This is a genomic window from Candidatus Hydrogenedentota bacterium (assembly GCA_019695095.1).
Taxonomy (GTDB): Bacteria; Hydrogenedentota; Hydrogenedentia; order Hydrogenedentales; family SLHB01; genus JAIBAQ01.
In genome coordinates, this window is sequence record JAIBAQ010000115.1 from 1 (window position 1) to 18,914 (window position 18,914).

The window sequence follows — 18,914 nt, forward strand, 5'->3', positions numbered from 1 at the left end:
ACGCGCGAGGAACTGGTGGCTCTTGGCCCCGAGGCCGTCTTCGATTCGTTGAACGAGCTGACCCAATATGCCTTGGCTCATCTTGCGTCTCCCGGGCCGGCGGCTGCTCGATGCGGAAGCCCGGAATAATAGGAGCAGCGTTGTCGAGGGCGAGAGTGTTTACGTATGGCCATTGCTTCAGGCAGCGGACTTGGTTAGCTGTATACACCTCTACGCGCTCTAGTCAATTCGAAACTGTGCCTGATACAATAAGGCTGCGGAAGGCACAGCCGAAAATCTGTGACAACTCGGCACTTCACGTGAAGTAAGGTGGCATCGGAAGCGTCTCGTAGCATTCGAGCGGTTTCAGCGTGCTGCGTGACCATTTTGTATGCGAGTTTTGCGCAGTTGTTTGCAGGTATTTGTGTTCATAGGTCGAGTCTTTGAGGGGAGTCGAGAACCCCAGCTTCCGGACGCAAATCGAGGAAACGTACAAGGTGCGTCTTCGAGTATCTTCCATAGCGGCGCCGGGCATCTTACTTCTTGGTTGTGCCGTAACAGCCGGTATCTTCTGGGAGATGCGCAGTTCTGCTCTGCACAATCAGAAGAGCAACTTCTCCATGGAGGCTTCGCAACGGGCGGAGCGCATCGTCGACAAACTCCAGCACGACTTTGTGGAATTGGATGCGCTCCGGAGACTTTTTGAAGGCAGCGAAGTCGTTGAGCCCAGAGAGTTTATCTTGTTCGCTGAACCTATTCTGAAGGGTGAAACCGACCAGAGAGTGTTTTGGGTTCCTTGCGTACGTCGAGAATCGCTCAAGGCATTCGAAGAGTTTGCGCACTCTAGCGGTTTAAGTGATTACTCGGTGCGAGAATTGAACGCGAAACTCGAACCAGTTCCCGTCGGTGCAAGGGACGAATATTTCCCGCTGCTGTACTCGGAACCGTCTCGCGTGTACAAGGATAAAGAAGGCATCGATCTCGGAACGGACGCCGAGTTGCTAGATGCCATGTCGAATGCGAGGCGAACTGCAAAGCCTTCAATACTTCTTAGAGTACTGTTTCCAGGGGGGCGCCTCGTGTCATCGTCCGGCAGCGACGAGCCGAACCCGTCATCGCTGGCCCTCATAATCGTTCCCGTCTATTACGATGGAACACGGGGGGAAGTGCCACGCGACGAATCTCTCCAGGGGTTTGTCATTGGCGAGTATGACCTCGGAAAGACTATTGAACATGTGATTGAAGAGATTCCCGCCTTAGGTATGCCGACTTCGCTGGTCGATTTAGAGAGTGAACCGGCCGGGCGAACTGTTTACGAGCACTTGCCTCGTTTGGGAACAAGGCTCGATTCCGTGGGCGATCTGTGGTTCAACAGGGATTTTGCGTATGCGGGGCATCGCTACCGGATCAATGTCCAAGCGGGTTCCGGCTTTGTACTTCGCCATCCGGTTGACTGGCCCTACACGATAGTTCCGTTGGGGTTGCTCTGTTCCTGCCTCGCGGGGTTGCTGGTTCAAACTCAACTGGCAGGCCGCCGGAGAGCAGAGTCGCTGGTAGCGCGACGGACCGAAGAATTACAGATGAATGAGCACATGTTGAACGGACATGCGAGGATCTTACGCCTTCTCATTCATTCGGCAGGCCAAAGCGAATTCCAACTGAGAGAAGCGTTGAGCATTCTGGGGGAAACGACCCAATCCGATATTGTCAGCGTGTGCACCTTGGAAGACGTATCCGAGACATCTAGCCGATTTGTTTCATGGTGTCGTGTATCCGAGATTACCTCTCAACGGATTCACACGTGGTGGCGCGACGCTCTGAGCGCAACGGGGCCTTGGCGCCAGACGCTACAGTCCGGCGAGAGTGTTCGCGCCAGTGCACTGTCCTCACCGGCGACTGGACCTATGGGCGATCTCGGCGTTAAGTCGATGGTGGCAATTCCGTTCTCGATGGACGGCCGGTTGGGCGGAGTACTTGGCCTATTGCGTCTCGAGCGAGACGGTCGATTCTCGGACAGCGAAGTCAGGGTACTTGAGAGTACGGCACACAGTATCGGTTTGACGCTGGAGCGCCATGAGGCCGAGCGCCAGCTACGAACGTTGGCCGACCGATTGCGGCTGGCGACGGCGGCCGCCGATGTGGGGATTTGGGACTGGGATCTTGCCGAAGATCGGCTGGTGTGGGACCGGCGCCTGGCCGAAATGCACGGAATTGATCAGCCACCTGAACGCGAAATTGTGGCGCAGTGGGTCCAGCGCGTGCATCCGGAGGATGTTGGGCGGCTGATGGAACAGGCCCATTGTGCGGTTCATGTCGAAGGGGCGTTGGACGCGGAATATCGTATCATCCGTCCCGATGGAGAGGAGCGGTATGTTCGATCCATGGCCACGGTATCCAAAGACGAAGATGGTCAACCGACTCGGATGACCGGCGTCATTTGGGATATTACGGAGCGCAAGAAAGCGGATGACCAACGGCGCGAGTCCGAGCGTTTCATACGTGCCGTGCTGGATGCCGTGCCCGCGCATATCTGTGTGTTGGATCAATCCGGGACAATCCTTGCGGTCAACCATGCGTGGCATGAGCTGGCGAGGTTGATGGGAGAACCCCCGAAGTCGGTCTCCGAGGGAGTGCAGTTTCTGCATGTCGTTCGCGATATCTATCGCATAGACGAAGAATACGCGCGGGCGTTTGAAGACGCGCTTTCAAGTCTGACACGCGGCGATCGCGATGAATCGATACTCGAATACCAATGCAAAGTGAAGGGTGCCACGCGTTGGTTCATTGCGAAAGTGTTGCCCATACCACAAAGCCGCCCTCCCAGGATTCTCGTGGTTCACGAAGACGTCACGCTGCTGAAGAATGCGCTTGAAGAGCGCATCGAGATGGAGCGGCGGGTGTTGCATACACAGAAGCTTGAGAGTCTAGGAGTGCTTGCGGGAGGGATAGCGCACGATTTCAACAATCTTTTGATGGTAATCCTCGGTAATCTCGATATCGCTGTGCATGACTTGGCGCCGGGCTCGCCGGAAGCGGAGTGCATCTCAGAAGCGGTCCAAGCGGCGCGCCGTGCCGCGGATCTTTCGAGACAGATGCTTGCCTACACCGGTAAGGGGCGATATTTGGTACACCCTGTCGATCTCAACGCCCTTGTTGCCGAGATTGCGCAGTTGTTACGTGTGTCCATATCGAAATCGGTGGTCCTTGAACTGGGCTTAGCGACGCAACTCCCGTCGATCTTGGCGGATTCCGCACAGTTGCAGCAGATTGTCATGAACTTAATCACCAACGCGTCGGAGGCCATTGGCGGCGCAGTGGGCCATATCCACATTGCGACGGGGGTTGCGGAATACACCGAATCTGAATTGTCCAGATCATGCCTTGCCGAACCGCCGCCGGCGGGCCACTTCATCTATCTCGACGTAAGGGATTCTGGTTGCGGCATGGACCTTGAGACGCGGCAGCGGCTCTTTGACCCCTTCTTCACCACGAAATTCACGGGCCGTGGGCTTGGCATGGCGGCTGTGTTGGGAATAGTGCGTGGCCACGGGGGAGCGATATTTGTGGACAGCGAACCTGGTAGAGGCACGGCGATTCGTGTCTTGTTTCCTGCGATGGCGGAAGAGGAGCTTCGTCACGAAGAGACAGGCGAGCGTCCGTCGGCGGACATCGCGACAGCAGACAAGCCGCGGGCCACGATGCACGGAACAGTCTTGGTTGTTGACGACGAAGTGGCAGTGAGAAATCTATGCACCAGCATGTTGACGCGAATTGGACTGAACGTGTTGCAGGCGGAGGACGGTGAGCAGGCCCTCCAGATGTGTCATGAGCGCGCAAACGAGATTTCAGTAGTCTTGCTGGACTTGACGATGCCTAAGATGGATGGGATGGCCGTCTTTGCGGAAGTGCGGAAGAGCTGGCCCGATATGAAGGTCGTACTGAGCAGCGGGTACAGCGAAGACGAGATCGCCAAGCGGTTTCCCACGGAAGGACTCAAGGGATTCATTCAGAAACCGTATACCCTTCGAGTCCTTAGAGAGACTCTTGAGCGGATTATGAACGGCTCCGCCGTGTAGTTCTTTCGTGCGGGTCTCCGTGAGAAGACGCCCTGCTTGAGGAACTTGGAGGAGGACACGTATCCTAGTCCGCAATTTGAATCGGCGCGATTGACGCCGACGCAAATTGCTCAGGTGCAAGACGTTGAGGTTATGACATGAGGATTTCTCGCGAACACGCTCTGTCTTCGGAGAGCCGCATAGATTTTCGCCGCACGTCTCGCATGTACAATGCTTACGAGAGAGGTTCAAGTGTGTTCGTGAGAAATCCGGGCTAGCCAGCGGCCCTCGCTGGTGTCTTGCCTAGCGGGAGCATAACACGGACCGATGGAGAGCGATCTGACTGGGGGTGGCAGATCCGGAGCGCGCACAAGGGGAAATGAATGACCCAGAGTATCGAAGTTACGTTCAGCCCACAGGGAAAGAGACTTCAGGTTTCGCCGGGCGCCACTGTTCGTGAGGCAGCGGCGAGAGCCGGTATTCAATTGGATTACCCATGTGGCGGACAGGGGACCTGCGGAAAGTGCCGCGTACGGTTTACCGAAGGTGCGATGGAACCCACCGAAACCGATTCTATCGTGCTGCCCCCCGCAGACGTTGAGTCTGGAGTCCGGCTTGCGTGTCAGACGCGCATCTACCAGCGGGCCGCCATCGAGATTCCGCAAACGTCCCTTTTGGGTTCAGCGTACAAGATTCTCGGAGAGTCGTCATTTCACGCGATCGAATCGGAAGACCCGCCGATTCTCAAGATCTGTGTGGAGTTGCCCCCGCCATCCCTGGAAGATGACAGTCCGGATTTTCCGCGCATCAACCGGGCGCATGGTCCCTTGGCAGTCGATCTCTCTACGTTGCGCCGGTTGCCCAAGCGTCTACGCGAAGGCGGCTTCAAAGGCACGTTGGTGCTTGCCGATGGACGTCTGCTGGATTTCGAGCCGGGCGATACGACGACGGCGAGCTTTGCCGTCGCTTTCGATATTGGCACGACGACGCTTGTGGGAACGTTGCTCGATCTCAACTCAGGAGCCATGATTGCGCAGACCTCGCGCATGAACCCCCAGATTCAGCACGGTGACGATGTGGTGTCGCGAATTCTGCATGTGCGTCAACATGTTTATGGATTGAGTGAATTACATGCCCACGTTGTTGCAGCACTCAATGAAATGATAGCCGAGTTGGTGTCGATTGGCGGCATTGACGTCCACTCGGTCTATCACGCGACATTTGCAGGCAACACCACGATGCAGCACCTGCTTGCCGGTCTCGATCCGACCGCGTTGGGCGAGCTTCCCTTCACGCCCACGGTGAGCGCGGGGCTGCTTGTTCGGGCTTCCGAATTGGGTATCGTCATTCATCCCGCCGCGGATGCGTATGTGTTTCCGGTAATCGGGGGATTCGTAGGGGGCGATACCGTCGCGGGGCTTCTGGCCACGGGTATTTTTCAGACCGGCATAACGTCCATGCTAGTCGACATTGGGACGAACGGCGAGTTGGTGCTGTGTCATAAAGGGCACATGCTGGGAGCGTCGTGTGCTGCCGGGCCCGCTTTCGAAGGCGCCAAGATAGCTCATGGGATGCGCGCCACGACCGGCGCCATTGAGGAGATCATATTCGCCGATGATGTCTACTGCCGCGTCATTGGCGATACGAGGCCCGTGGGAATGTGCGGATCGGCAATGATCGATCTGGTGGCCGAACTGCTGCGCGCCGGAATACTGATCTCGCAAGGACAACTTCTCGGACCTGACCATCTTCCCGATGACATTCCGCCCGCGTTGCGAGCGCGCGTGACCATGGACAGCGAGGGCGCGGTGTTCGTTGTCGCGCGCGCCGACGAGACGGCTTCAGGTCATGCAATCACGTTTACGCAGCGCGATGTTCGCGAGGTGCAATTGGCGACCGCGGCGATTCGCACGGCATTCTCGATACTGCTGAAGAAGGCGAATCTTGAGCCAGACGATGTCGATCAGGTGTTGGTCGCGGGCGCATTCGGGAATTATTTGCGGTGTGCGAATGCCCAACGCATGGGGCTTCTGCCAAACACGGTGCCGCCATCCAAACTGACATTTGTCCGAAACACATCATTGGCGGGTGCGCGACTTGCCGCGATGTCTCGCTCGGCACGTCATGAAGCGGAACGGCTCGCGCGCCACACGAACCATGTGGAACTGTCGCTCGATCCGTCATTCCACGCCGAATACGTCGAAGCGATGTTCTTTCCCGATACGGAGCCTACAGAAACACCGATTTAGGTCCGTCCATCAACTCGAAGAGGTTGTATCCAATCTCTCGCAGCAGATGGTCAAGCCGCACCATTGGCAGGCCCAGCACGTTTTGGTAGCAGCCGTCGTAGCGCGCAACCAGGAGACTGCCGGGTCCATCCACCGTGTAGGCTCCGGCCCGGTCCACCGGGTTCACCGCGTGCACAAAGTGCGCGATTTCATCGCCGGAAAGCTCACGAAACGTGACGTCGGTGGTTTCGCTGCCTTCGGCTTGTGCGCCGGTCTTGGTATCGAGCAAGGCAACTCCCGTGACTACTTGATGCGTTCTGCCCGACAGGCGGCGAAGCATGGCGCGCGCCTCATCCAGATCCACGGGCTTGCTCAGCACGTGCTCGTCTAGAAACACCAACGTGTCCGCGGCAATGATAAGCGCGGGAGTGTTGAGGCGTTGCGCAATGTCGTCCCGTTTGCGTCGGGCGTTTGCGATGACGATACCGGCAGGCGAAGGCCCCTCGTCTATTTCGGGGGCACCGCTTGCCATGATGTCGAACTCAAGACCCAGAGCGGCGAGCAATGCGCGCCGGCGTGGCGATCCGGAAGCGAGTACGATTCGGTTCACGGCTTGGGTTCGGCACCCGCGGCCGGTTCTGGCGCGGGGTTCGACTGAAGGCCCTCGGGGATACGCATCCCACCGGGTCCGACGGTCTTGACGCTCTCTTCGTTTTCGATAATGCGCGTGCCTTCCGGGAGGAGCAGCTCGACTGGCATTGGGGTGGCCGTCGAATTCACCGAGATATCGGAAACGGAAATGCGGACTTCGGAATCATCATCGTTAAACACGTGGATGAAACATGGAAGATAATCACCCTCGCGCAACGTCAGCCGGACTTTGTTGAATAATGGGGTGACTGTATCGGATTGCCCGGCGTCCGGTTTCAGCCTGGGCGTAAGCTCGAGTCCCTTCTTTCCGCAATCCGGTTTTTCCGGTTCTCCCAAGGCAATCTCATAGGCTTCTTTGAGACGCGTCGTATCGCTATCGAAACCGAGAAAGAGGGCTTCTGCCTGCGGGTCGTCGCCGAGATCGAAAATCTGGACCTGTTCCAGTTGCTCGTCGTATTCGTAAACCCTCAGACCTTCGATCAGATAGGTCACGGAAGGGTCCGCATAGCGAAAGAGGATTCTCCGGGGTTTGGCGTAGACAATCTCGCCTGTTGATGGAGTCGTCTCGTCCTCGGTTACGTTCTCCTGCAGGAAACGCGCGGTCAGACCTTGGATGTGTTCGCGTTTCTCGGCAAACTCGGCAAGAAACGCCGCCACCGGCGCAACCGCAGGTTTCGCCTCTTCGGCCGGAGCGGGCGCGGTTTCCTGTGCAGCGGCCGCAAGAGAGAGCAGTAGCGCATACACAAACATGATTGAGTACTCCTTTCGACGACGATACGATCCCCGCCGGAACGTCAGAGTTGCCTGCCGCAGATCGTCCCTTGGCGGGTTACGAGCAAGATCCCGCGGTAAATGCCATGTCCTCGAAGACTTCGCCTAGAGCGATTCAGCACTTCATGCCTACCGCTTCTCGTGAGCGCATTTTCACTATACGTTGGAAGGGTTCTACTCGTAGCTGTAGAAAGCGAAAATGCGCTAGGTGTCCATCTTCCAGTGCATTATGGGCGCTTCTTCTTCGACTTCGGGTTCCGGCGCCGGTTGCGGCTGGGGAACAGGCTGCGCATGGGCCACCGGCTGCGGCGCAACGGCCGGCTGAGGCTGTGCAGCGTGAACGGGGGCTACCGGGGCTTGCGGTTGCTGTGCCACACCGGCAAACCATTGTGCTGCCTTTAGCTCCGGCAGCGGACCATCCGCGGCCGGTGCGATCGGCGCGGGCTGCGGTGCAGGGGCCGGTGCAGGGGCCGGGGCATGAGTCTGAACCGGACTTGGCGCAGTTCCAACGGGCTCATAGTACGGAACTTGCACATTCGAATCCGCCGGCACAAGGCTGTCAAGAAGACGTTTGTGCGTCTCGAGAATGGACTGCAACTCGACGCGGATTCGCGTGCGCTGCTGTTCGAGGAGGTGGATATCGCGCTGAAGCGACGCGGGCAGCTTCATGGCATCCAGTTGCGCCTGCTCTTTACGCACACGCGCTTCTTCCATGACAGCATGCGCTTCGCGTTTCGCGGCTTCGATGATGTCGTCGCCGTAACGTTGCGACGAGACAATCGCGTTGCGCATGGTCGCTTCCAGGTCTTTGTACTCTTCGAGTTGCTTGCGCTGCTCTTCGAGCTTTTCGCGAAGCGCGCGAATCTGCCCCATCAAATCGTCAATGCGGTCTGCCGCACGCTCCAGATAGTCATCGACTTCCTTGCGGTCGTACCCGCCCAGCGTGACTCTGGTGAATTGTTTGTTGTAGAGGTCGTTCGGGGACAGCCCGCTCTCCTCGCCCAGGACTTCTTTAATGACTTTGTCTTTTTTCATCAGTCTCTCTCCACTCTGGACGGCTCATGGTCTGACTGTGTTCACATCCCAAGTTCGCGCGCACGCGCAGCCGCGGCGTTGACGCCCGCTGCGATAATCGACTCGAACCCATCCGCTTCGAAACGCTTTAACGCCGCTTCGGTGGTTCCGCCCTTGGAGGTCACACGCGCCCGCAGCGTTGCCGCGGCTTCTCCGGAATGCTTCAGCAACAATCCGGAACCGGCCAACGTTTGCGCGGCCAGGCGCGTTGCCTGGGCTTCGGGGAGGCCGTTGGCCATCGCCGCGCGCACCAGGCATTCGACCATGTAGAAGAAATAGGCCGGACCGCTGCCGCTGAGCGCGGTCACGACGTCAATTTGCTCTTCGGGCACAACCTCAACGATGCCGATGGCTTCGAAGATGGCGCGCGCCTTCGCGATATCGCTCTCGGTGCAGGTCGCGCTGATTGCCATCCCGGTCGCGCCTGCATTGACCAATGCAGGCGTATTCGGCATGACGCGCACGACGCGCCGGTCTGCCCCCAGCCGTTGCTGGATGAAGGATATCGAGATTCCCGCGGCTATGGAAATGACCAGGGCGTGTTTGGGCAACGATGACTTGATGCCTTCGATGGCGGCATCCATGTCTTGCGGTTTCGTGGCCAGAACGATCATGTCGCAAGCCGCGGCAAACGCATGAGCAGCCTCGAACGTCGTTGCGCCCAATGCCTCGGCTTCGTTTCTCTTTTCTTCGTAGAGATCGTAGGCCGCCAGATGCTTCGGCGCGATAACGCCCGTCTCAAGCAAACCCGCGGCAATGGCCTTGCCCATGTTGCCAAACCCAAGAAATCCCAGCGTTTCCTGCAAGACCATGCTGTACTACTCGTCCTTTCCGTTCACGGCCGGTTGCTCGGTATCAGGGTCTATCGGCAAGGGTTCGATATCCCGAATCACAGCCGACGACTCACAGTGCGCGAAGGACGAGCACTGCAGACAGTCGCGCTCTATTTTCTGGGGAAGTGCGGTTCGTTCTATCAGGTGAAATCCGTGCCTCTCGAAGAACTCAGGCAAACGGCTGAGCGCGTATATGCGATGGTAGCCTTGACGCCGCGCTTCTTCGATGCATGCGTCGAGCAATTGGACTCCCACGCCGTGTCCCCTGAGGTCGTCACGAACGACGAGCGACCGGATTTCAGCCATATTGGCTCCGTCGGGGCAGAGTGCGCAGCATCCGCCAATGCCTTGCTCATCGACATACGTGAAATATTGGTGAATGTTCGCATACAACGTTTCCAGCGAGCGCGGCAAGACATTGCCCTGCGCCACGGCATGGTCAATGAGCGCCTTAAGCGCCGGCACGTCCGACGAGGTAGGCCGTTGAATTGTGCAGTGCGGGGTCGTTTTAACCACTCCTGAAATCACCTTAGTCCGGATTTCTCACGAACACACTTGAATCTTTCTCGCAACCAGTGTGTTCGCGAGAAATCCTCATGGCATAACCTCAACGTCTTGCACGTGAGCAATTTGTGTCGGCGCTCAATCGCGCCGGTGCAAATTGCGGATTAGACCGTGCGGAGCGCCCGCGCAACACGCCGGTTCGCCGCTATAGCTGCGCCGTCACCGTGACCAAGCGCGCAGAATTCGCGGAAGTATACCATGAGTACCCGGCAAAATCGACCTGCTTGCATTGAGCGGGAGTCGGCGCAAGTCCCGCGCGCAGCATGGGATACGCGAGGAAGCAACCGGGTGTGTTCTCCGGGTATTATACCTGGAAGTGACCTTTTCTTAGGGTTCGTTAAGCGGTGTGAGGGGAAATTCGCCGATGGCGGGACAAGGGGATCTCGAATGAACGTAAAGCGTCAATGTGCCGTTGCGTTTGCCGCAATCGCGATTTCCGCAATCGCGTGTACGTCGGGATGTGCGACGAAGAGCGAAGCGAAGAACGAGGCGCGCGACGAGAAGACTTCTCCGGGGAACCCCAAAGTGGTCTTTGAACCCAACTCCTCCGTGCTTCCGGAGCCCGGAGCGCCGTCTGCCACAAACACGCCCGCGCCGCGCGATCCGTTCAAGCAGCCGCGGGTGACCATCAAGTTGCCCGCTACGACCTTGGGGGTGGCGGTACGGCAGATTGGCGAAACGGCCAAGCCGAGTCTCGTGCTGATGAACGGAGTTGAAAACAAGGCCATCGCGGCTCGGTCGTTTCGGAACGAGAGCTTGGACAAGGTGGCGGCCTCGTTTGCCGAGGAGACGATTCTGAAAGTGCAGCGCTGTCCAAACTACGTCTTCCTGTATCCGCCCGGATACGAATCGCTGGAAGCCGTGTCCGTGAGCGGGAAACTGGGTCCCACGTTCGATATCGGCATCCAGGGGATGGCATTTGGTTCCGGGCTGCGTTTGTACACGGTGTTTTCGTGGATCAGCCTTGCGCTCAACGTTTCCATCGTGGCCGACGATGCGATCGCCGACGCGCGCTGCGGGGAATTGGTGCTGGGAAATGTCCCGTTGCCGGACGCTCTTGAAGCCATTTTGAAGTCCGCGCGCGTCGTCAAGTACTCCGTTGAGAGCACAGGCGAATACGTGTTCGTATTTACGCAGGAAAATACGAGCGCGCCATCGCAGTTGCTGAATGAAGATGCGCTATCGGAAGCCCAGAAGGCGTTTCTGGAGAAGCGCATCAATGTCTTTCTTCCTCATCAGCCCGAGGAAGGGCAGACCGTGGAAATGGCGCTGGGCCCGAAGACGCTCGGCGACATCTTGCCGTCGCTGTCCAAACAACTCTCCATTACGGTCGTTGCGGAGAAGGGACTTGAAGGATTGCCCGTGAACCCTGCCGTGTTCCGCGGCGTTCGCGTGAAGACTGCGCTAGACCTTATGATTCGGCAGTGGTTAGAGCCGAACTATGGCTATCAGCTCGTGCAGGATCGTATTGTCATTCGTAAACGCTAATGCTGGGGGGAGGGGAGAGTCTCGCATGTATCATTGGGCCTATGCCGCACTCGCATTGTCGTCGCTGTTGATTGCCGCGCCTTCGAGCGATGAGCATCCGCTCTTGGCGCTGGAATGCCCGAAAGCCACCGGCGGCATTGCCGTTGATGGCCAAGGCAACGAGCCTGCGTGGAAGGACGTGAAGGCGATCACCGACTTTCGTTTGTGGAATCCATCGCTAGGGAAACCCACGGAATCGACCGAACTTCGGATGTGCCATGACGACACCAATGTGTACGCCTTGTTTGTGTGTACTGACCCGGACGTGTTCGCGCTTCATGAAGGCCGCGACGCGATGTTGTGGGAGTCCGACTGCGTAGAGTTGTTTTTCGTGCCCGACGCGAACAGTCCCATTTACTACGAGTTTGAGGTCTCGCCGCGCAACGATGTTTTCGATGCGCGGATCGTGAATTCGGGTAGCGGCGGTTTCCGGCGCTGGGCGCCAACGTGGAACTGCGGCATGCGCACCGCCGCGACCGTGCGTGGCACGTTGAACGACTGGCGCGATACCGACGAAGGGTTCACGGTCGAGATGGCCATACCTATCGAAGCGTTTGCGGACGCAAACGGTACGAAGCCGCTTGCCGGACAAACGTGGCAGTTTGCCGCGGCGCGAATGGACTTCTCCAAGACACTCAAGGTTGAGGAACGCTCGTCTACCGCGAACGTTCCCGATATGAACATTCACAAACGCGAAGGCTGGTTCACGCTGACCTTCAAATAGTCGGGATCACGGTTCGGTCACGCCGCGCGAGCGTTTGTCGGCGGCGTTCACAATCGGTCGCAGGTCGAAGCCAAGCGGTTGGCCCTTCTCCACCTTGTCGCGGGCGGAGCGAATTGCCGCTTCGCTTCCTTCCGGTATGTCGGTGTTGGTCCACCAATTCATGCGTTCGCTGTAGCACCAGACGTAATGGTCCGAACTCGAGAGCGCCCAAAAGACGTTGTGCTCAAACCACAGCGGTTGTTCCTTCGGCGTCATGTAATTGCCAAGGACGGGCTGCGTTCGAAGTCCGAAGTACTGATCGACATACAACGCTTGACCAACCTGAACCTGTGCGCGGTACTTTGCACGCAGCGCGGGATCCACCAGGTAGAGCGCGCCCTGGGTGATGTCGTGGTAAGACCGAAAATACGCCGATTCATCCGAGTAGTAATAGGCGTTTTCATTGCCGTCGGTGAAGCGCACGCCAGGTCCCGCGGCCTCCAGCATGCCGTTTGTGAACGCGGGCAGCAGCGAGTAGTCGTGCTCCGAGAGGGATTTTTCGCGGTCCTCCGCCGGCATGGGCTTGCACAAGTGGGCGAACAAACCCAACTGATAGAAGGTGAGGATTTGCGGGTTGGGGAACTCACTTTCGAGCGCTTTAATGAACTGCGCACCCCTTAACCGCGCTTGTGCCTGGTATTCCGCAAAGCTCTTCGTATCTTTGTGAGCGGCGGCCTTGTACGCCCACGGATTTGTCCCATACGGTTCTGCGTCGAAGCATACGCCTACGCATTTGCCGATGCGCGCTGCCTTGCCCGCGAGCGCCACGTTGTGTTCAATTGCTTTCCAGTGTGCATCGTCAAACCAGTCTTGACTGGAAGCGGCCCACAGGATGATGAAGTTATCCGTAAACTTCTCCCAGGCGATGTTGGCGAGATTGTCGAAATCCTCCGCTAGAGCGGCTTCGTCGACTGCCGTGGGCTCCAATACGTTACCGCCCGTTTTGAGCTTGAAGATCAACCCGTCGAAGGGGCGCTGCTCCATTTCGCGAACGTGCGCGCGCACGAAATCCGTTGTGGGCACGTCCCAACCGTACTCGATGAGCTTCTTCGTGAGCCCGGCCGTCGCCGCGTCCTGGGCGTAACTCAATCCAGTCAGCAAGATAACCGCCGCCAAAGGCCCCCGCAAACACATCATGGTATCGCCCTCCGATTTCTCATCACGGTACTCTTTGTCCTCGGCTGCCGCAAGCGCACGGGAGGGGGAGGCTGACGTGTCTGCCGCATGCGGAGGTCCCGGCCGGTATCTTCTCCGTATTGACGCCATCGCCGCGCGCGCATACACTCTCGTTATGCGAGGGGATACGTATATTCTTCTCCCTGCGTACAACGAGGGAGAGCATATTGCCGATGTTATTGCCGGCGCGCGCGAAGCCATGCCGGATACGGATATCGTCGTCATTGACGACGGGTCGGCTGACACCACAGCGCTCAACGCATTGGAGGCGGGAGCCATCGTCGTACCGCATCCCTTCAATATGGGTTATGGCGTTGCCCTTCAAACCGGGTATAAGTTTGCGCTCGCAAACGGCGCGCACTACGTGGTCCAGATGGACAGCGACGGACAGCACGATCCAGCGGGACTCGCGCGACTGCTCGAGCGAGTACGTTCCGGTCATTGTGACCTGTGCGTCGGTTCGCGTTTTCTGGAGGGGCGCACCTATTCCATTCCCATGGCGCGGCGCTTGGGAATGGTCTTCTTTCGTCGAGTCGCGTCTTACGTGCTGGGCCAGACCATCACGGATCCCACAAGTGGCTTTCAAGCAATGAATCGACGGGTACTGGAGTTCTTCGCCAAAGACCTGTATCCCGGGGACTATCCCGACACGGACGTTCTCGTCTTGCTGCATCACCATGGGTTTCGCATCATCGAGATTCCGGTGGTGATGCGCGAGAGCCGTACCGGCAAGTCGATCCATTCGGGGTTTAAGCCCGTGTATTATCTTTTCAAAATGGCGCTCGACATTCCCCTAAATCTGCTGCGCCGGGAGCACTGATCGTGGACATTCGCCAGAAGATACTCGCCGCGTGTTTCGGATTCGGGCTGCTGGTTGTGATCATCGAATTGGTGAGGCGCCGCAAGCTCAAGGTCGAGTACTCCGCGCTCTGGATTGCCGCGGGAATCGCCATCGTCGTAATCGGACTCAACTACGGCCTCTTGGTTTGGCTTACGGGCCTTATCGGCGCAGGCTGGACGTCTTCAACACTGTTCTTCTTCGGAATCTTCTTCGTGCTCGCGCTCAGCCTGCAATACAGCGTCAAAATCTCCAAACTGGAGACTCAAGTCAAAAACCTCGCCCAACAACTTGCGCTACTCGAGGCCAAACGAAAAGACGAGGAATGAGGCGGGTAACCTCGCGCTGAAGGGTCAGATTTCGTTTGCCCTGTAAATCTCCGCTTCCTGCACCATTCCCTTTTGTTCGTAGAAGTGCAGCACTTGATCGGGGGTGAGGGTTGGCAGGGGAGAGGAGGTGGGGACGCGTTTGAGGACGGCGGCGATGTTCTGTGCGGCCCGGTGAAGGTCTGCCCGCGCTCGCCACGCTTCATCCGTTCTGAGCATGAACAGCCGCGCGCGTTCGATGAGCGTGTGTGCGACGGAACTGCGGTCGTTCAGTTGAGCGAACAGGGAGATTGCACGGCTGAAACGCCGTTCGCTCATGACATGCGCGCCGTTCTCTCGCTCAATGATACCCTGGTCGCGGTAGATTTCGCCGGAGTCGAAGGTGCAACCTCGAAGCGGGTGATCGATCGGCCGGTTGCTGAACCGGTGGTGAAGGAATTCGCGGCACATGCGGTCCTGGTATTCTTCGCCGACCTGCTCCAGCAACATTGCCGCCAACACGAGCGACTTCACCTTTTCCGCCGCGCCGAGCCCTTGCTTGAAGTACTCTTCCGGCGTGAACGCCGAGATGTCTTTCGATTTGTGCATTTGGCTCCACTGTTGCCAGGACAAGGTCAGGCGGTCGAGCGTGGCGCGCGCAAATGCGATGTAACGCGGATCGAGCTCCGCATGCGCTTTGGCAAGATGCCCGAGCGCGCTTTGCGTTTCCATCAGCACGTCCTTGGCCAAATCTAGGCTGTGCTCAATCTGTTCCTGGGTGGACAACTTCTCGTCGGCGAGAAATGCGCTGTGAAACTCCCCGCCATTTTGCTCGCTGCCATCGTCCTGATTCGCATCGTCATTTCGGGCGCTCAGGGCGAGTTGGGTTGTCTTGAGCAGGAACAGGTCGACGCAGTACAGAGGACCTTCGATCATCCGCTTCACGTCGCTTGCACCCTTGTAGCATTCCATAATCTCGGCGAAGCGGCTGCTGACATTGTTGGGTCCGATTTGTCCCAGCTTTTGTTCCAATGCGCTCAGGAAGAAATCGCCCACGATGGGGTAGAGTTGCCTGCGAGATTCGGACGCGACCTTTTTCCAGAGGAAATCGTATACGGATGAGGCGACGTAATAGGGATCCTGTATTTCTGCGCGCTCGTAGAGTTCTCGCAATGCGATATGCGGGCCTCCGGCCGCGCTCTGCGCAAAGATTCGGAGGACAATTTCTTTCAGGTCGTGGGGAATGAACGACTTGGTTTCATTGTCCCTGGCGCTGAAAGGTTGTACTTCGCCTTGTCCCGTCATAGCTCTTCCGCCGAAATCCCAATTCACCCTCTGCGTGCGGCCGGGTCGCGCAAGGTCGCTGGGGCCACACAGATGCTCCGCCACTATTCTACGCTACTTCGGCCCTATATCGAAGCTTTTTGTTCGCTCGGGGCCGCCGCCGCTTCGTCGCATGGAATGGGGCGCCTACTCCGTGACGGTCGCATCCTTGCCCGGCAACGTGCGGTCAATGGCCACGATGGCCAAGCCCAAGAGGACAAAGGCCAATCCGTAGATGGCGCCATTGGACGCGACCCCATGGTAACCGATACGGGCCACATCGAGGAACGGATACGGATACTTGGTGCCTGGGAATAGCACTCCGCGCGACAGGACGAAGATGAGATATACGACGGGGTATGCGATCCATATGACCGCGTATCGCCACCGGTACCGGCGACGCGCATCGAAGAGAAGCCAATCGGCCACCGCCATGATGGGCACGACAATGTGGAGCAGCTTGCTGGGTAGACTGTACGGCTTGCGTTGCGGATTTACCGGCCATTCGTCGCTTCGTAGAGCCTGCGATGAGTCGTAATTGGCTTGCACCTCGTAAACCGGCGCTTGAGGCGGTGGGGGAAAGTCGTTGGGTTTTCCCGCCAGAATAAACTTGTAGACCAAGGCCGTAATTAGGATATAGACCGTCACCGCGCCTTTGAGTAGAGGGGCGACAGAGGGCCGGTCGCGAAACGTGCGCCATGCGGCGACAGCAAAGCATGCCGCCACGAGCAGATTGCTCTGGATCGTGAAGGTCACAAACGGCCTCAGCGGGGTCGAGCTTTTCAGCACCTGCAGTAACACGCCAGCAATGGCGATGACGGCAACCAGGAACCTGAACGACCCAATCGCTACGCGCACAGTTTGCAGTCCCCTCGAAATCAGCACGTGTGCCTTGCCTAGACATCCCAAACCACGCACGATGGTATCCGACCAAGCCCGCCGCTGCAATTCCACGATAATCTTAGCGCATAAGCGGGAACCACAATCCTCATTGCCATTCAGATTGAGGACGTATGTCGCTTTCGGATCACATCGTCCATTTTGAAGTGTAGGCACGCTCCGTGCGCCTGTATCCCTGGGACTCTTCACACTCTACCCTGCCGTCATTCCCGCGAAAGCGGGAATCTATATTTCCATAGTTTAGGGATATAAATACAAAAGATGGATTCCCGCTTTCGCGGGAATGACGGCGAGGGTGAATCCCAGACTAGGGCAACGGTCTTGGCGCGGTTGCAGCGAATGCGGACCACATGAATGCGGACCCCCTTGCGCGATTACGCCAAATAGGATATGCTGGATGCATCGGAATCCGGGGTATCTGAAGGGAGGGGGAGAGGATGAACGTCAAGGGCGCTTTGCCGACGCTCATACTTCAGGTGCTTTTGGGGGGGCCTCTCCACGGCTATCGTATCGCCCAGGAAATCAAAAAGCGCTCCAAAGGCGTGCTCGAGTTTCGTGAAGGCACGCTATATCCCGCCTTGCACGATCTTGAGAATCGCGGCCTCATCACATCCGAGGAAATCATGGTCAAAGGCCGGCCCCGCCGCGATTATCGGCTAACCGACGCGGGCCGGGGCATCCTCCTCGACGAACGCGAAGAATGGCGCCGTTACGTGAAAGCCGTCGACTTGGTGTTGGGGGAAGGGTGACATGTTTTCACGATCAAGTGGAAGTGACCAGTCACGACCATCGGGAGAACCATTAACGTCTCCGCAAGAGCCTGCACTCCCCCCACCGTTGCCCGCTCACTATGTTCTGGTCAACGAGTGGATTGAGACTGCAACGCGCGGCCTGTGCGTCGAGGCCCGGGAACGCATCGCAGCCGAAGTGCGCAGGCACGTCTGCGAGGCGGTGGCCGAATTCGAGGCGCCGGGGCAATCGCCCGAAGAGGCATTGACCGCCGCCATACGGCAATTGGGCGATGCGAAGTCCGCGCGCAGGGGTTTCAAACGCACGAACCTGACGAAGCGTGAGGCCCGCATTGTGTCCTCACCAAGAGTTTCCCCAGATTTGGAGTTCGTGTCCACGCTGTGTTTCCGATCCCTTGAATTTGCTGGCGCTGCGTTTCTACTTTTTGGATTCGGCCTAGTTGTTTACGAGATCCACCGCTCTGGATCTTGGTTGGACATGTGGCATGTCACGAGAATCGTACTTGGTGGTTTTGTAGTCTACGCGCAAGCTGCAACTCTTATGCATTCGCTTCGTGGCAAATGGAGATGGTCGCTTGCCTTTCGGTCAGTTGCCAGCTTCGGGTTGGTGATTATGCTATTTGAACCTGGTTACATGTTCGATCCCGTCGTGGGCTTCTACATCTGCTGCATTTATGGCGTTCTTGCCATCCCTCAAATGGCATTCGCAATGTTTTGCGCGCGGTTGTGGTGGAAGATGGGGTACGTAGTCGGCGGCCCCAGGCAGGAACTCTGATATGCCAGACTGTCCAGAAAACTCGCCTGTCCCCCCGCCATTGCCAGCTGACTATCTTCAGGTCAACCAGTGGGTAGAAGCTGCAACGCGCGGCCTCTGCGACGAGGCGCGCGATCGCATTGCAGCCGACATACGTCGGCACGTCTGCGAGGCGATGACTGAATACGAGACACAAGGGCAATCGCCCGAAGAGGCATTGAATGCTGCTATACAGCAATTGGGCGATGCGAAGAATGCGCGGCGTGGTTTTAAGCGCACGAACCTGTCCAGATTTGAGGTGTCCTAGTCACGACTTGATTTGACACCTGACACGAGAATTGGGTCAGGTATCCCTTTGGCGCCAACCAAAGGAGAGATAACCATGACCCAATCCAACAAGCTCGTACGAGCCAAGCTGAGTCTA

At 57.7% G+C, this 18,914-nt stretch carries 17 protein-coding genes; 9 read left to right on the forward strand and 8 right to left on the reverse strand.

Going from position 1 to position 18,914, the window contains the following annotated elements:
- Nucleotides 1-476 precede the first annotated feature (476 nt).
- Nucleotides 477-4,055 (forward strand): response regulator, encoded by a 3,579-nt coding sequence (locus K1Y02_17330; protein MBX7258127.1) that lies wholly within the window; start codon nt 477-479, stop codon nt 4,053-4,055.
- A gap of 362 nt (nt 4,056-4,417) precedes the next feature.
- A complete protein-coding gene (locus K1Y02_17335) occupies nt 4,418-6,283 on the forward strand; it encodes an ASKHA domain-containing protein (GenBank protein ID MBX7258128.1) in 1,866 nt (621 codons plus the stop codon).
- Here the strand turns inward: K1Y02_17335 and K1Y02_17340 are convergent.
- The 5 genes from K1Y02_17340 to K1Y02_17360 form a co-directional block, all read right to left on the reverse strand.
- Nucleotides 6,264-6,872 carry a Maf family protein gene (locus K1Y02_17340; protein MBX7258129.1) on the reverse strand — a complete coding sequence of 203 codons (609 nt, stop codon included), beginning with the start codon at nt 6,870-6,872 and terminating at the stop codon, nt 6,264-6,266. The genes K1Y02_17335 and K1Y02_17340 overlap by 20 nt on opposite strands.
- On the reverse strand, nt 6,869-7,663 hold the full coding sequence (locus K1Y02_17345) for an outer membrane lipoprotein carrier protein LolA (protein ID MBX7258130.1): 795 nt from the start codon (nt 7,661-7,663) through the stop codon (nt 6,869-6,871). Before K1Y02_17345 ends, K1Y02_17340 begins: the two co-directional genes overlap by 4 nt.
- A gap of 225 nt (nt 7,664-7,888) precedes the next feature.
- Nucleotides 7,889-8,719 carry a DivIVA domain-containing protein gene (locus K1Y02_17350; GenBank protein MBX7258131.1) on the reverse strand — a complete coding sequence of 277 codons (831 nt, stop codon included), beginning with the start codon at nt 8,717-8,719 and terminating at the stop codon, nt 7,889-7,891.
- A 41-nt stretch (nt 8,720-8,760) separates the two neighbouring features.
- Complete coding sequence (gene proC, locus K1Y02_17355; GenBank protein MBX7258132.1) at nt 8,761-9,570, reverse strand: pyrroline-5-carboxylate reductase; 810 nt, start codon at nt 9,568-9,570, stop codon at nt 8,761-8,763.
- A gap of 6 nt (nt 9,571-9,576) precedes the next feature.
- Nucleotides 9,577-10,131, reverse strand: a complete 555-nt coding sequence (locus tag K1Y02_17360; protein ID MBX7258133.1) for a GNAT family N-acetyltransferase — start codon at nt 10,129-10,131, stop codon at nt 9,577-9,579.
- A 411-nt stretch (nt 10,132-10,542) separates the two neighbouring features.
- On the opposite strand from K1Y02_17360, the gene K1Y02_17365 reads away from it, so the two are divergent.
- Complete coding sequence (locus tag K1Y02_17365) at nt 10,543-11,643, forward strand: hypothetical protein (GenBank protein ID MBX7258134.1); 1,101 nt, start codon at nt 10,543-10,545, stop codon at nt 11,641-11,643.
- Nucleotides 11,644-11,668: 25 nt separating this feature from the next.
- Nucleotides 11,669-12,406, forward strand: a complete 738-nt coding sequence (locus K1Y02_17370; protein ID MBX7258135.1) for a carbohydrate-binding family 9-like protein — start codon at nt 11,669-11,671, stop codon at nt 12,404-12,406.
- Nucleotides 12,407-12,412: 6 nt separating this feature from the next.
- On the opposite strand, the gene K1Y02_17375 is transcribed toward K1Y02_17370, so the two are convergent.
- Entirely contained in the window at nt 12,413-13,582 is a 1,170-nt protein-coding gene (locus tag K1Y02_17375; protein ID MBX7258136.1) for a hypothetical protein, read from the reverse strand.
- 154 nt (nt 13,583-13,736) lie between these two features.
- Between K1Y02_17375 and K1Y02_17380 the strand changes: the two genes are divergently transcribed.
- On the forward strand, nt 13,737-14,441 hold the full coding sequence (locus K1Y02_17380; protein MBX7258137.1) for a glycosyltransferase family 2 protein: 705 nt from the start codon (nt 13,737-13,739) through the stop codon (nt 14,439-14,441).
- A 2-nt stretch (nt 14,442-14,443) separates the two neighbouring features.
- On the forward strand, nt 14,444-14,788 hold the full coding sequence (locus K1Y02_17385; GenBank protein MBX7258138.1) for a DUF2304 domain-containing protein: 345 nt from the start codon (nt 14,444-14,446) through the stop codon (nt 14,786-14,788).
- 24 nt (nt 14,789-14,812) lie between these two features.
- On the opposite strand, the gene K1Y02_17390 is transcribed toward K1Y02_17385, so the two are convergent.
- Both K1Y02_17390 and K1Y02_17395 read right to left on the reverse strand, forming a co-directional pair.
- The gene (locus K1Y02_17390) at nt 14,813-16,069 is read right to left on the reverse strand and encodes a hypothetical protein (protein MBX7258139.1); all 1,257 of its coding nucleotides are present in this window, start codon (nt 16,067-16,069) and stop codon (nt 14,813-14,815) included.
- Between the two features lie 165 nt (nt 16,070-16,234).
- On the reverse strand, nt 16,235-16,945 hold the full coding sequence (locus tag K1Y02_17395) for a Pr6Pr family membrane protein (GenBank protein ID MBX7258140.1): 711 nt from the start codon (nt 16,943-16,945) through the stop codon (nt 16,235-16,237).
- Between the two features lie 479 nt (nt 16,946-17,424).
- Here K1Y02_17395 and K1Y02_17400 point away from each other — a divergent pair, with 479 nt between their 5' ends.
- The 3 genes from K1Y02_17400 to K1Y02_17410 are packed head-to-tail and all read left to right on the forward strand — an operon-like array spanning nt 17,425 to nt 18,797.
- A complete protein-coding gene (locus K1Y02_17400; protein ID MBX7258141.1) occupies nt 17,425-17,736 on the forward strand; it encodes a helix-turn-helix transcriptional regulator in 312 nt (103 codons plus the stop codon).
- Between the two features lies 1 nt (nt 17,737).
- A complete protein-coding gene (locus K1Y02_17405) occupies nt 17,738-18,511 on the forward strand; it encodes a permease prefix domain 1-containing protein (protein ID MBX7258142.1) in 774 nt (257 codons plus the stop codon).
- A gap of 1 nt (nt 18,512) precedes the next feature.
- Nucleotides 18,513-18,797 (forward strand): permease prefix domain 1-containing protein, encoded by a 285-nt coding sequence (locus K1Y02_17410; GenBank protein ID MBX7258143.1) that lies wholly within the window; start codon nt 18,513-18,515, stop codon nt 18,795-18,797.
- Nucleotides 18,798-18,914 lie beyond the last annotated feature (117 nt).